At 64.2% G+C, this 13,291-nt stretch carries 15 protein-coding genes; 8 read left to right on the top strand and 7 right to left on the bottom strand.

The genetic code is table 11. The annotated features are described in order from the left end of the window. Nucleotides 1-77 precede the first annotated feature (77 nt). On the top strand, nt 78-251 hold the full coding sequence (locus tag OS914_RS12800) for a hypothetical protein (protein ID WP_267546449.1): 174 nt from the start codon (nt 78-80) through the stop codon (nt 249-251). Nucleotides 252-545: 294 nt separating this feature from the next. Here the strand turns inward: OS914_RS12800 and OS914_RS12795 are convergent, their stop codons facing one another. Beyond that, entirely contained in the window at nt 546-860 is a 315-nt protein-coding gene (locus OS914_RS12795; RefSeq protein ID WP_267546448.1) for a hypothetical protein, read from the bottom strand. 250 nt (nt 861-1,110) lie between these two features. Between OS914_RS12795 and mobC the strand changes: the two genes are divergently transcribed. The 4 genes from mobC to OS914_RS12775 are packed head-to-tail and all read left to right on the top strand — an operon-like array spanning nt 1,111 to nt 4,848. Continuing rightward, nucleotides 1,111-1,503: a plasmid mobilization relaxosome protein MobC gene (mobC, locus tag OS914_RS12790; protein WP_267546447.1), complete on the top strand. Its 393-nt coding sequence runs from the start codon at nt 1,111-1,113 to the stop codon at nt 1,501-1,503. 2 nt (nt 1,504-1,505) lie between these two features. Next, the gene (locus OS914_RS12785) at nt 1,506-3,146 is read left to right on the top strand and encodes a relaxase/mobilization nuclease domain-containing protein (RefSeq protein ID WP_267546446.1); all 1,641 of its coding nucleotides are present in this window, start codon (nt 1,506-1,508) and stop codon (nt 3,144-3,146) included. Nucleotides 3,147-3,180: 34 nt separating this feature from the next. Further along, the gene (locus tag OS914_RS12780; protein WP_267546445.1) at nt 3,181-4,413 is read left to right on the top strand and encodes a hypothetical protein; all 1,233 of its coding nucleotides are present in this window, start codon (nt 3,181-3,183) and stop codon (nt 4,411-4,413) included. Nucleotides 4,414-4,473: 60 nt separating this feature from the next. After that, nucleotides 4,474-4,848 carry a DUF1016 N-terminal domain-containing protein gene (locus OS914_RS12775; protein WP_267546444.1) on the top strand — a complete coding sequence of 125 codons (375 nt, stop codon included), beginning with the start codon at nt 4,474-4,476 and terminating at the stop codon, nt 4,846-4,848. Nucleotides 4,849-5,486: 638 nt separating this feature from the next. On the opposite strand, the gene OS914_RS12770 is transcribed toward OS914_RS12775, so the two are convergent. From OS914_RS12770 to OS914_RS12755, 4 genes are all read right to left on the bottom strand, one after another. Then, nucleotides 5,487-5,897 carry a DUF302 domain-containing protein gene (locus OS914_RS12770; protein ID WP_267546443.1) on the bottom strand — a complete coding sequence of 137 codons (411 nt, stop codon included), beginning with the start codon at nt 5,895-5,897 and terminating at the stop codon, nt 5,487-5,489. Between the two features lie 56 nt (nt 5,898-5,953). Next, entirely contained in the window at nt 5,954-7,441 is a 1,488-nt protein-coding gene (locus tag OS914_RS12765; RefSeq protein ID WP_267546442.1) for a multicopper oxidase family protein, read from the bottom strand. Beyond that, nucleotides 7,441-7,707, bottom strand: a complete 267-nt coding sequence (locus tag OS914_RS12760) for an SHOCT domain-containing protein (RefSeq protein ID WP_324290659.1) — start codon at nt 7,705-7,707, stop codon at nt 7,441-7,443. Before OS914_RS12760 ends, OS914_RS12765 begins: the two co-directional genes overlap by 1 nt. 133 nt (nt 7,708-7,840) lie before the next feature. After that, entirely contained in the window at nt 7,841-8,098 is a 258-nt protein-coding gene (locus OS914_RS12755) for a metal-sensitive transcriptional regulator (RefSeq protein ID WP_267544417.1), read from the bottom strand. 193 nt (nt 8,099-8,291) lie between these two features. Here OS914_RS12755 and OS914_RS12750 point away from each other — a divergent pair, with 193 nt between their 5' ends. The 3 genes from OS914_RS12750 to OS914_RS12740 all read left to right on the top strand — a co-directional run bounded on the left by OS914_RS12750 (nt 8,292) and on the right by OS914_RS12740 (nt 11,558). After that, nucleotides 8,292-9,701: an MBL fold metallo-hydrolase gene (locus OS914_RS12750; RefSeq protein ID WP_267546440.1), complete on the top strand. Its 1,410-nt coding sequence runs from the start codon at nt 8,292-8,294 to the stop codon at nt 9,699-9,701. Nucleotides 9,702-9,799: 98 nt separating this feature from the next. Continuing rightward, nucleotides 9,800-11,107, top strand: a complete 1,308-nt coding sequence (locus OS914_RS12745; protein ID WP_267546439.1) for an MFS transporter — start codon at nt 9,800-9,802, stop codon at nt 11,105-11,107. A 295-nt stretch (nt 11,108-11,402) separates the two neighbouring features. Further along, nucleotides 11,403-11,558 carry a hypothetical protein gene (locus OS914_RS12740; RefSeq protein WP_267546522.1) on the top strand — a complete coding sequence of 52 codons (156 nt, stop codon included), beginning with the start codon at nt 11,403-11,405 and terminating at the stop codon, nt 11,556-11,558. Between the two features lie 99 nt (nt 11,559-11,657). Here the strand turns inward: OS914_RS12740 and OS914_RS12735 are convergent, their stop codons facing one another. Continuing rightward, nucleotides 11,658-12,422 (bottom strand): sulfite exporter TauE/SafE family protein, encoded by a 765-nt coding sequence (locus OS914_RS12735; protein ID WP_267546438.1) that lies wholly within the window; start codon nt 12,420-12,422, stop codon nt 11,658-11,660. Beyond that, nucleotides 12,419-13,027, bottom strand: coding sequence for a rhodanese-like domain-containing protein (locus OS914_RS12730; protein ID WP_267546437.1), 609 nt, complete (start codon nt 13,025-13,027; stop codon nt 12,419-12,421). The genes OS914_RS12735 and OS914_RS12730 overlap by 4 nt, the downstream gene beginning before the upstream one ends. Between the last annotated feature and the right edge of the window lie 264 nt (nt 13,028-13,291).

Below are 13,291 nucleotides of genomic sequence, written 5' to 3'. Positions count from 1 at the left end.
GGGCGCAGCGACCAGGCCTGATGTTCGATCGTGCGGATAGGCTAGGGAAGCAACGCACCTACACAAGGAGCCTTCCCGTGTCAGCACCGGATATATCCCACCCCGACTTGTTCCTGGAATACACCCCCGTGGACCCGCGGGCGAGCCAGGCTGAAACACTCCTTGCTGCCAAGACTGACCAACGCGCGACGTCCGTCCCCGGGCCGGTCGACATCGTCTTTAAGGACCCGTTGGAAGGGTTCACCTGGTAAATCCACTACCTAAGTTTTTGTGGCACCAAAGTTTTTCCCGTGCGAAGGAAAGAAGAAGAGGGCCGGCCTTTGGCCGGCCCTCTTCTTCTGTCTGTCGCCGCATAGGTGGTGGTTTTGTTGGTGGGTACCAGGATGTGGAGGCTGTGCACATCCGCTGCTCGCTTTGGTGACCTTTTGTGGTGTCGGTGTCGTGGCGGTTGTGTGCAGCCGGTTCGCTGGTTCCTGTCGTCCATCATGTGTGCAGGAAAAGACCGGAGATTAATCTTTTGCTGTGCACCTGTGGGCGAGAGGCAGCTATTGGTGACCGGCGGGTTCGCCGGCAGTCGCAGGTTGCTTTGCGGCTGCCGGTTTCCGGGCTGCGCGTTTGCGAGCGCGTAGCTTTTTTTCCGGTTCCGGGAGTCCGGAGACGCGCAGCTCCTCCGCGGTCCAGCCTGCGCTGAGCGCGGCCTGGTAGCGGCGTGTGTCTTCGTCTTCGGCTTCCTGTAGTGCTGCACGCGCGTTCGCGATAGACGTTCGTGACTTTACGAGGGCGCGAACGGAATCCATGCGGCTGTTCAGCCGCTGCTGTAGTTCTTGTTCGATCTTTTCTGCGTCAATGTGGGTAGCCATGGCACCCAGTCTAAGCTCCCCTTCCTTCCCCCGCCCGGGGCGGGGGAAGGAAGGGGAGCGGTGTCGTTTACTCACCATCTGCAGATCCGTCGTTTTCGTGCGTGTGGCTTGACCTGCGGAGCAAGTTATACACTTACACGGGTGTAAGTGGCTTGTGGCGCTCGACACTGGCGGTCGGGTGCAGCACACTGGTCAGTGTGGTCCCCGGTTTCGGGGTCGCTGCGCTGGGTCTTTGAAGGGATGGATTGGGATGGCGGATGAAGAGCCGAACCTGCCTTCCAGGCTCTCTCGCCGGCGGCGGGAGAACCGCCCTGCGGGGACGAAGAAGCGGCGTGAGGTTTGGGTCACGGCTGAGGAAGACGGGGCTCTCATTGCCAAGGCTGCGGGCCAGAAAGTGACTGTTCCGAATCTTCTGATTTCGGCGGCACTGTCGGAGTATTCCGATTCACCTACTGAGCGCCGTGCATTGGCAGCGGAACTGATGGCCGTTCACACCTTGCTGGCGCGTTCGTCGAACAACATTAACCAGCTGGCCCGGCAGGCTAACGCCACGGGTGAGTTCCCGGTCGAGGCCCACGAATCGTTGAAGTTCATTCGGTCTGTGGCCATGCGCATTGATCGTGCCTTGGATGGGTTGGTGTAGGAGTGATTCCCAACATCACGCGTGGTTCACGTATTGGTGGTCTCATGGTTTACCTGGCATCGACGGATGCGGATAGGACGAAGAACGCGCACAGCGAGCCGCACCTGGTGGCAGGGGATGCGGCGATCATGGCGTGGTATGACGATGGTGTGCTGGACCGGGATGATGCTCTGGCAATAGCGAAGCATCTGGATCGTCCCCGGAAGAACTTCGGTGTCGAGGTGAAGGTCAAGAACTTCGAGTGGGACGCGGTGAAGAAGGAGCGCGTGCATGTCGGGTACAAGGACGCCAGCGTCTGGCACTGCTCCCTGAGTCTGCGCGCCGAAGAAGGGGCTCTGACGGACCAGCAGTGGGGCGATATCGCCAACGACTTCATGGACTCCATGGGCTTCACCGAGACCAGCGGTAAGGCGCAGTGCCGGTGGGCTGCGGTGAACCACGGCACCAGTGAGAACGGCAACCACCACATCCACCTGGCCGTCTCACTTGTCCGTGAGGACGGTACCAAGGCCTCTACCCATGGGGACTACAAGCGGGCCCAGGAAACCTGCCGCGAATTGGAGGTCAAGTACGGTCTGGAACAGCTCTCCACCGTGTACGCCTCCCGTGGCTACGACCGGGCCGAGAAAGCCACCGCTGCCAGGGATGAGCGGGAAATACACCGCTCATCGCTGGCACGGAAGGTACGCGCCAGCGCCAGCGCCTCGGCGACCGAAGGGGAGTTCGTTCGCCGTGCCCGGAACACCGGACTGCTTGTCCGGCCGCGCTACGCGAAGAACACCACCGACGTCATTGTCGGGTACTCCGTAGCCGAACGCCCCAGACAGGGTGAGCGGCCTATTTGGTTCGGCGGGGGGACCCTCGCCTCGGATCTGAAGCTTGGTGCCCTGCGTGCAGAGTGGATGGACACCCCACTCTTGGCGACGGAGGCTGCGAAGGAGTGGAACGCAGCGGCCCGCAACAGGCGCACGGTGTCCAGGACCGGCCCGGAGAACGCAACGCCGCCGGCGGAAATGTGGGTGGAATACACCCGCAACGCGACCGCATTGGCTGACCAGTTGCGTACCATTCCGCGGGATGATCACGCGACGTGGGCGAAAGCTGCACGGGACGTATCAGGGGCCTTCGCGGCATGGTCATACCGGCTCGAGCCAACGCCGGGGCCGTTGGCTGCCACCGCCGCTGAACTGTCCCGCACCGCCCAGCTACGCGCACCCCGGCAGCACGGCAAGCCTGTTGCGCTTCCGTCGATTGCGGGTACGGCGATGTTGTTCATGGCTGCGTCGAGTAAGAATAAGACGGCCGCGCAAACGGCCCTCATGGTGCAGCTGATCAACACGGCCTTCGCCGTGTATGAGATGCACGCTCAGTCCGGGCGGGCCCGTGAAGCCCAACGCATCCGGTCCGTGGTTGAGGAACAGCTGGCCCCGTTCACCGGCACCATGCCTAAAGCGGTTCTGGTGGGTGCCGAGCAGCAGTCAACGTCAGATGCTTCCGGGCGGGCCAGGGCGGTCGATATCGCACGACGTGGAATGGTACCCATCCGTCCGGGATCAGCAGTACCCACGACACCAACCCCGGCAACGCCGGCGAAGCCTTACCAGCCGGCCCGGCACGATTCCGGGTCGGGTCTCGACCGCTAAAGACCAGGCACGACCAACTGCAAAGGGGAATAGCATGAGTGAATCAGATGGAATGGATGATGTTCTGGATGGCGGCCTGCGGCAGTCACTGCTGATCGCCTCACGCATTGCCGAGATACTGGCACACCGGCGCCAGGAGAGCCAGCGGCAGCAAGAACACCAGGACGTCCAGGCAGCACACGAAGCCCAGGCACGTCTCGCTGCTGAACGCAGTGCCGCGCACGCGGCGTTGGCACCGGTGGAGAAGGACCAGTGGTGGGATAAAGCCCAGCCCCATGACATTGCCACGGCGCACGCCGTAGCGACAAGCTGGAAGGACAACGACCCCACCGCACTGGCCGCCTCAGAAAGGATTCGGCAGGAAGTGCTCACCCGGTACGGCATCGACACCCACGACGTCGGTGCGGACGCCGCATATCTGGAATCAGGGATTCAGACCATCACCACCGAAAAGGCCCGGCTGGATGAGCTGGCGCGTAGCCAGGAAGAGACGCGCAAAGCGGCGGCCGAACACGAGAAGGCCATGGGCCTGCTCGCCGCGGCCCGCGCAGAAGAACTCCGCGCACAAGCCACAAAACTGGCCCCGGAAATGGAACGCCACCAGGTGCCTGTGGAGTACCTGGCTAACCCCGAGCTGGCCCAGGCGTTACAGACAGTACACACAGCAAAGACCCCCAAAGCACTGGAAGCGGCGGACGCTACCGTGCGGGAACGTCTGTTCCTCATCGGTAAGGACGGGATCAACGGGCCGGACATTGCCCAGCTGCGGAAGGAGACCACCGCGAACGTCAACGGTGCCGGCGATGCCCACTTCGAGGATCCCGGGTTCGTGAAAGCTGCCAAGGACATGCATGAAGCGAAACTCCTGGCCGAGGGCGGTTTCACAGGCTCCGAACGAACATCAGTGGAACAGCGGTACGAACGCGCTGAGAAGGAGCTCTTTGCCCGCTTGGAGGGCGTCGGCCGCGAGATCGAGAACCGCGTCACCGGCAACGACAGCAACCGACTCAAAGACCATGGCCTCAAAACAGAGAGTACCTCAGCCGCCGACTATGGCTCAGCCGAACACCACGAAAAATTCGCTGAATCCCTGGCAAACACCGGCGCGAATGAAACCCAGATCCGCGGACGCCTCGCCGCAGCGCGCAGCGAAGGCACACACCCCAGCGCAGCAGTGACGACGGGCAAGGGCGCCGCAAAGGCCAGAAAGACGCGCACAGGGATATCGGCCGGCGCAGAACGCACCAAGAGCGGTCCCAGCCGCTAAGCACTTGATTGTTGGGGGAGCTGGCATGCCGGACGGGCTCTGGTGGATAGGATCAAATTCATGACTGACACCCCTGACCTCGCTCTTCCCTCCGGCTACACCGACCTTCTCAGTGAGCTCAAGAAGCGCGTTCGGGACGCCCGCATCAAAGCACTCAGGACAGTCAACACTCAGCTCATTGAGCTGTACTGGACCATTGGGCAGACGGTCCGTGCCGAGCAGGAGAAACAGGGGTGGAGAAGCCAGGTCATCAAACGTCTCTTAGATGACCTGCGCAAGGAGTTCCCGGACATGAAGGGACTCTCGGCCCGCAACATCCAGTACATGACGACTTTTGCGAGGACTTGGGCTCAGGGACCAATTGCGCAGCAACCTGCTGCGCAATTACCCTGGGCCCACATCATGGTCACACCCTCAGCGATAGTAGGCGGCTGAAGTTTTCTGTGGCTTCAGCGGTACTTGAGGTGCGTGGAGTTCTCGAGGACCAGGCCCCGAGCCTGGGTTAACTTTTCGCTGCGAGTTGCATGAATTTCATAAATAAAGATGCATCCTTATAAAAAAATAGTTATATTGAGTCATATTCTTCTATATACTCCTTTCATGGACTCCGATTTGAACCCATTTGCCCCAGGATCAGGCTTCAGAGGGTGATTAGTCTGCCTCATTCAGACCAATCCATCGTTGGGCGGCCTGCTGATCGGCCCCGCACTTTGCTTCATCTGGACCGTCGATTAGCAGCCTCTGAAAGACTGACGGCGCGTTGCCGATTGCCGTGATTACGCCAGTAAACCGGTTTAAGCTTCAAGTGTAAGTATCTTGAAACTGCAGCCCCACGAACCGCAGCCGTCGAACGGTGCCCGCGAGATCCTTGCTGAGCGATACTCACGCGGTGAACTGAACGCACAGGAGTACCAGAAACGTCCGCGTATTCTCGGCGGGGACTCATTGAGGCCGACCAGCACCTTCGGCGGGTAGTCTGGCCGCCCGGCCGGAGGGCGGGCTCCGGTGCCACGCGGCGTTCAACCGTACTCGTTCTCTCCGCGGGCGGTCCGTCGCCGCCTGTTGGCCGGGTCTTAGGCGGTTTCGAGTTCCTTCAGGGCTGCGAGGAGCCTGTGGCCGGCGTCCGAGGCGACTTCGGCGACGGCCGGGGCGTCGCTGAGCTGGACCATGGTCTGCGGGTCGATGGTCTGGATGACGGTGGTGTCGTTGCCAGGTCCGCGTCTGATCACGACGTTGCAGGGCAGCAGCAGTCCCATGTCGGGGTCCGCGGCGAGGGCTTTTTGTGCCAGGGCGGGATTGCAGACGCCCAGGATGAGGTAGTCACCCAGGCCCTGCCCGGCGTCGGAGCCGAGCTTGGCCTCGAAGGTGGCGCGGACATCAATTTCGGAGAGCACGCCGAAGCCCTGCTCCGAGAGGGCTCCACGGGTCCGGGTTACTGCTTCTTCGTAGGGCAGCGTGACGGTGATGGTGTGTGCGTAGCTCATTGTTGTGCTCCTTCATCGGTTTTCTCATTCATGCAACGGACTGTGGGTCTGCTGTGCTACCGGGCTTCGATCAGGCCCATCATGCCGCTGTCCTCGTGGTCCAGGATGTGACAGTGATAGACGGTTTTACCGGTGAAGTCATCGAAGGCGATCCTGACCCGGACACTGCTGCGGGCCGGGACGTTGACGACATCTTGCCACACGGGGCTATCCACGGGCTGACCGGCCTGTTCGATGACCTGCATCGGCCACACGTGCAGGTGCACGGGGTGATCCATCGGGCTCGTGTTCCGCAGGGTCCATTCCTCGATGGCACCTGCGGGGACCGTGGTGTCCACCCGGGCGGGGTCAAACGGCCTGCCGTTGATGGTGAAACTCATCATCCCCGACCCCATCCCACCGCCCATACCGCCGCTGTTCATGCCCATTCCCATGGCGAAGACCAGTTCCCGGTGGGCGGTCACCGCGGCGGCCCGCAGGTCCCTGGGTGCAGGCTGCGCCGGGACCGGTCCCGGCGCAGCCGCCGGTGCGCCGGCAACGGCCAGAGTGGCCAAGGTGTTCCCGTCCCGGCCGGGCCGGGACTGTCCGCTGCCGTTGTTGCCGCCCATCATGGATCCCATGCCACCCCTGTCCACCGGCAGGGTCTGCAGGATGGCGGTCCCTGCGGCAGTGGTGACGAGCAGGTCGGCCCGGTTGCCCGGGGCCAGCAGCACCTCTTCAACGTCCTTGGGACTCTGGAAGCGGCCTGAATCCAGGCCCAGCAGCTGCAGGTGCTGGCCGTCAAGGCGCAGTTTCAGGTACCGGGAGGCGCAGGCATTGATGATCCTCCACCGTTCACGCTCGCCCGGCCGGGCGGCCATGGCCGCGTTCAGCTGCCCGTTGACCAGGACCAGCGCACCTTCCCTGCCCATCACTTTCTCCATCGCGGAAACGGTGGCGGTGGAACCGCCCCCGGTCAGGGAGATGTCCGAAATGACCAGGACCCGTTCCCTGGTCACCGGCACGGGTCGGGGGTCCTGGACGATGATCGCCCCGTACAGGCCGCCGAAGACCTGGTCGGCGACGCTTCCGTGGCGGTGCGGGTGGTACCAATACACACCCGGCGGATGATTCACCGGCAGCCGGTACTCATAGTCAAAGGACTCTCCCGGGTCGACCGAAACCAGCACATTGTCGCTGTTACCCTGCGGGGAGACGTGCAGCCCGTGGACGTGCAGGTTCGTCGGATCCCCCAGCCCGTTCTCCAGCGTCACGTTCACCCGGTCCCCGGGCTGCAGGATAAGGGTGGGGCCGGGCAGGGAACCGTTATAGGACAGCACATCGGCGTCCCGACCCGCGATCCGCACCTGGCCCTGGGCCGCTGACAGTTTAATCTGCAGCCGGCCATCGGCACTGCGCAGGGCGTGCGGTTCACTCAGGTCCAGGCCGCCGGCAGCTTGGAATCCCATGGCCTGGTTCCAGAGCAATCCGGCCGCGCCCGTCGCTGCCGCCGCAGCACCCACACCTCCCAGCATCAGGGCACTGCGGCGGCTGAGAGGTTGCATCAGGCATCGTCCCCGAGGACCTTGAGCCGTTCACGGTATTCCTCTGTGCTTAATTCTCCCTTGGCGTACCGTTCGTCCAGAATCCGTCGGGCGGTAGTGGCGCCCATAGTGCTTGGATGTTCCGGACCAGGGCCTCGGCCGGTCCCGGATCGGGTAATTCCCCCGGAAAAAGCCCGTACGGCAAGGATCACGAGCAGGACGACACCGATAATCAGGAGCAGCCAAAACACCCACGTCCAGCCCATCATGAAACCGTATCCGTTCATCACTTTCCTGCTCCGTTCCTGGTTCACCGGTCTCTGTCGTGGCGGTCAGCCCGGGAGTCATGGCAATTCGTGACCGGAAGCGGCTCGGGCCACAAAGCCGCGCTCCCGGGTTTGGTGTTGGGTTGGTTGCAGCTCAGGCGAGAGACAGGAAGAGTTTTTCCAGGTCTTTCTTGTTCATGGTGGCATCTTCTTTGGTGATGCACTGCTCTAGACCGCTGGCGATGATGGCGAATCCTGCCCGGTCCAGTGCCTTGGATACCGCGGCGAGCTGGGTGACAATGTCCTTGCAGTCCCGGCCCTCTTCGAGCATGCGGGTGACGGCGGCAAGCTGGCCCTGGGCCCGTTTGAGGCGATTGACGACCGGGGTGAGTTCTGTCGAATCGAGTTCCATGATGGGCTCCAAGGCTGGGTGGATGTTGCACCAATTCTATACCGGTGGGGGTATATAGTCCAGCCGCGGGACGGGCGCATCCGGCCCGGCGCTGACTACTTGCAAGATACCCCCTGGGGTATTACCGTTGTGGAGAGAGGAACGGAGGATCCCCTCCCGGAAACTCCCCCACCGCCCAACGAAGGAGAGCCCCATGCTTTTAGAGCGCATCTATGACGAAGACCTGTCGCAGGCCAGCTACCTGATCGGCTGCCAGGCCAAGGGCGAAGCCCTTGTGGTGGACCCCCGACGAGACATTGCCGTCTACCAGACCCTGGCGGCAGCGAACGGGATGAAGATCGTCGCCGTCACCGAAACCCACATCCACGCCGACTTCCTCTCCGGGACCCGTGAACTGGCCGCCGCGACCGGCGCCACCGCTTATGTCTCCGGTGAGGGCGGGACCCACTGGCAGTACGGGTTCGCGGCTGAACGCCTGGTCGATAACGATGAGATCATCCTGGGAAACATCACCATCAAGGCCGTGCATACCCCCGGCCACACCCCGGAGCACCTGTCCTTGCTGATCACCGACGGGGCATTCGCCGACACTCCGGGATACCTGCTCTCCGGGGACTTCGTCTTCGCCGGCGACCTGGGTCGGCCTGACCTGCTCGATGAGGCCGCCGGCGGCGTGGACACCCGCTTCGCCGGGGCCAAGCAACTCTTCACCAGCTTGCGGGATAAATTCCTGACCCTGCCGGATCACGTTCAGGTCCACCCCGGCCACGGCGCCGGCAGCGCCTGCGGCAAGGCCCTGGGCGCCCTCCCCTCCTCCACAGTCGGCTACGAGCGGCTCTACTCCTGGTGGGGGCCGTACCTGGCCGCCAATGACGAGGAAGGCTTCATTAACGAACTCCTCAACGGCCAACCCGACGCCCACGCCTACTTCGGCCGGATGAAGCGCGAAAACCGACAGGGCCCGGCCGTGATGGGCGAACGTGCCCCGCTGGAGGAACTCGCCCCCGCTGACGTCGCCGGGGACCTCGCCTCAGACACAGTAACGTTCGTGGACACGCGGTCCAACGCCGAGGTCCATCAGGGCACCGTCACCGGCTCGGTGAATATCCCGGACGGTAAGTCGACCGCAAGCTTCGGTGCCTGGGTCGTGGACACGGAAAAGGACAAGAACCCGTTGGTGCTGCTGGCGCCGGACCAGGCGTCCGCGCAGCAGATGTGGGACCACCTTGTCCGGGTCGGCATCGACCAGATCGCCGGCTACGTCACCAGCATCGAGGGACTGCCTGCCAGCACGCCGAAGCTGATCCAACCCGAAGAACTCGAAGGCTTCGACGCCGCGATGGTGCTCGATGTCCGCAACCGCACCGAGCACGCAGCCGGGCACATCCCCGGCTCCCACCAGCTCAGCGGCGGCCGCGTGATGTGGCACCTTGACGAACTCCCGGCCGAAGGCACTATCGTGAGCTACTGCCAGAGCGGGGTCCGGAACTCCGTGGCGGCGTCCGCGCTGCGCCGCGCCGGCTATGATGTCGTCGAACTCGACGGCAGCTACACAGGCTGGGCCGCCTGGCAGCAGTCACGCGAATCCGTCTCCAGCAACTAACCCAGGCCCTATCTGAAATAAGTGATTGACAGCGTTGGCGGCGGCCCGGGACACCGGGCCACCGCCAACGCCGGATCCCCAGCTACTGGAGTGCAGCGATGACATCCGGCAACACCTCTTCACCGCAGCGCCTCGGAGCGCGACCCGGTATTACGCTGGGCCTGCGGCAGAACCTGGCCCAGTTCATGCTTCTGGTAGCCGTCAACGCCCTCGTCGGCGGCACCCTCGGCCAGGAACGCACGGTGTTACCCCTACTGGCGGACCAGGTCTTCCACCTGGACCTTTACACGTCCGCCCTGACGTATATCCTCGCGTTTGGCCTCGCCAAGGCGGCCACCAACTACTTCGCCGGCACGCTCTCGGACCGCTACGGCCGCAGACCGGTCCTCGTGGCTGGCTGGCTCATCGCCATCCCCGTGCCGCTGCTGCTGATTCTCGGACCGTCCTGGGCCTGGATCGTCGCCGCGAACGTGATCCTGGGCATCAGCCAGGGCCTGACCTGGTCCACCACCGTGATGATGAAGATGGACCTCGCCGGCCCCTCGCGCCGGGGCCTGGCCATGGGCCTGAACGAGGCGGCCGGCTACCTCGGCGTCGCCGCCACGGCACTGGCCACCGGCTACATCGCCGCCACCCACGGGCTGCGGCCGGGGCCGTTCCTGCTCGGCGCCGCCTTCATCGCGCTCGGGCTGGGACTGTCGGTGCTGGCCGTGAAGGAAACCCATCACCATGCCAGACTGGAAGCCGCCAACCACACCGTGGCCCATGCCGGAGCCCACGCGGAGCTCAGCAACCGGGACGTCTTCACCCTGACCAGCTTCCGGGACAAATCCCTGTCCTCAGTCAGCCAGGCCGGTCTGGTGAACAACCTCAACGACGGCCTCGCCTGGGGGCTGTTCCCCGTCCTCTTCGCCGCAGCCGGACTGAGCATCGGGGACATCGGCATCCTGGCGGCCGTTTACCCGGCCGTCTGGGGCGCGGGCCAGCTCGTCACAGGTGCGCTGTCGGATAAGTACGGGCGTAAATGGCTGATCGTAGGCGGCATGCTCATCCAGGCAGCGGCCCTTGGAATGGTCGCCGTCGGCCACGACTTCGGGTTCTGGCTGGCCGCAGCGGTCCTGCTCGGCGCCGGTACCGCCATGGTCTACCCGACCCTGCTGGCCGCCATCGGCGACGTCGCGCACCCGGCCTGGCGGGCACGCTCGGTGGGGATTTACCGGCTGTGGCGAGACGGCGGATTCGCCGTCGGCGCGCTGCTCGCCGGGATCCTCGCCGACGCCTACGGCATCCCGGCGGCCGTCGCCGTCGTCGCCGCCCTCACAGCATTATCAGGAATCCTCGTGGCCGTTCGGATGCGCGGAACCGACCACAAACCCGCAACCTCAGGAACCGCACCGGCGCCGTAGTAGCCCCCCACCCCTGCAGGGCAAGGGCCTTGCGTACCGCTTGGCTCGATGCCGGGCCCACGAGGACTCCTGCCAAGCCGCTATGGCTACGCGATCCGATCAACAGGAGGACGGCTCCCACCGACGAGTCCGATCCACGACGCCGGCCAGCCAGAGACAGACGTGGTGGCGACGCACCGACGCGCTGGACCGGTGACTTGTCTGCGGGATGCACGTATTTCTCATCGAAAATACCCCATGGGGTATACTGATAAGACAATCCAGCCAGTAGGGGAGCAAGCAGATGTGCCGTGCAGTGACATGTAAGAAATGCGGTAAGACGACGTGGGCCGGCTGCGGCCAGCACATTGACCAGGTCATGCGCGGGGTTCCCAGCTCCCAGCGCTGCCGCGGGCACGAGCAGGAAAAGTTGACCGGGAAGGGCTTCTTCGCGAAGCTGTTCGGACGGTAGACCAACCCTGCCGGCCCCGGGGTACTAGGACAGTGGGGAATAGAGAAAGCGCCGGAGGAAACTTCCTCCGGCGCTTTCTGTATTCCTTTGCCGTCACTGTCAGGAGAGGATTGCCTGGATGGCAACGTAGGCGGCAATCACCAGGACCAGGATGCCAAAGCCGCGCTTGAGCGCTGTGTCCGGAATCCTGCGGCCGATCCGTCCGGCCACGAGCGAGGCTGCCATCGCCGTGACCGCGAAGGCTGCCGTGACGGCCCAGTCGATCTGCAGGTCACCCAGGTGAGCGGCGAACCCGGCGGCGGAGTTAATGACGATGATGACCAGGGACGTTCCGACGGTCAACGCCATCGGGAGCCCGAGAACCAGCGTGAGGGCCGGGACGATCAGGAAACCGCCCCCGACGCCGAGCAGGCCGGTCAGGAACCCCACGACGGCTCCAGTGGCGATCGCCTTGGGCAGGCAACTGCGCCAGTTGATCCCGCCGCCGGGCAGCGCGCAGGCCCCTCCGGCGGTCGTGGACGGCATCAGCATCCGGATCCCGGCGAAGACCATGATGACGGCGAAGACCAGCAGTAGGATCTTCGGATCCAGGAGCCGGTTAACCGCCGCGCCGAGGTACGCGGTCACGGTTCCTGCCGCGCCGATGATCAGCGCCAGCCGCCAGTTCACCCCGGTCCGTAACCGGGGCAGCACCGCGACGGCGGAGGAAGCGCCGACAACGACCAGCGACGTCGGGATCGCCGCGGCAAGCGGCAGCCCCACGCCATAGACCAGGGCGGGCACGGCGAGAATGGATCCGCCGCCGCCGACCAGGCCCAGCAGGGCGCCGACGATCAGCCCGAACGCCGCCGCGGGGAGGATCATGCCCGGGCGCTCAGGGTCTGCAGGGCCTGGTGCGCGGTGGGCTCATTAGCGGAGCGGTTCCACGGCATCGCGGACAGTGCCTTGCCCATCGCGCAGCTGTTGGTCGCGGCGGAAAACGTCAGCCCGGCCCCGATCCCGCCGGCGAGCAGGCCCAGCTTGGGCGAGATGAACTTGCTGCCGAGCACGCCGGCCAGGACGAGGGAGCCCGCGGTCATCCGGACCTGGCGCTCCAGCGCCCACGGGCCGCGGCCGCGGACCACGTTGCCGCCGGCGGCTGCGTAAGCCGGGACCCCGCCGGAAAGGACACTGGCACTGGCCAGACCAACAGCATCCAGGTGCTTGCGGGCCTGCTCGGCCCGGTTACCGGACTGGCAGACAAGGACCACGCGGGTGCCCATTTTTGCCGCGAACTCTTCCGCATGTTCGCTGAGCATGGCCAGCGGTACATGGTAAGAGCCCAAGATGTGCAGGGCATCAAACTCTGCGCCGCTGCGCACGTCAACGATCATCAGATCGTCGTGGTTTTCTTCCCAGGCCTTCAGAGTGGGGGCATCAATGGACTGAGGAGCGGAATCAACGGTGGGGGTTGTAGTCAAGGAAGTCATGATCTCTTTCGATATATTGTGGAACGTTTCCGGTGGCGGCCGCGTTTGTACGCAGCCGCCGCCCAGCGTTCGGGCGGCCGTGTCAGGGACACGGTCCGGTCAAGTAGAAGCCCGGGCGGCAGGTGGGAGGGCATGCCGCCCGGGCGCTCTGGTGGGCTCAGCTGATGGGGAAGCCTGCGGCTGTCCAATCGAGCATTCCGCCGGGCATGGTGTACGCGGTGAAGCCTGCGGCGGCGAGCTGGTCCGCGGCTGCTGCGCTGCGGC

Origin of the sequence: Arthrobacter endolithicus (genome assembly GCF_026627425.1) — a bacterium.
Classification (GTDB): Bacteria; Actinomycetota; Actinomycetes; order Actinomycetales; family Micrococcaceae; genus Arthrobacter_M.
Note: the sequence above shows the minus strand (reverse complement) of the source record. Positions and strands in the feature narration are given on the sequence as shown.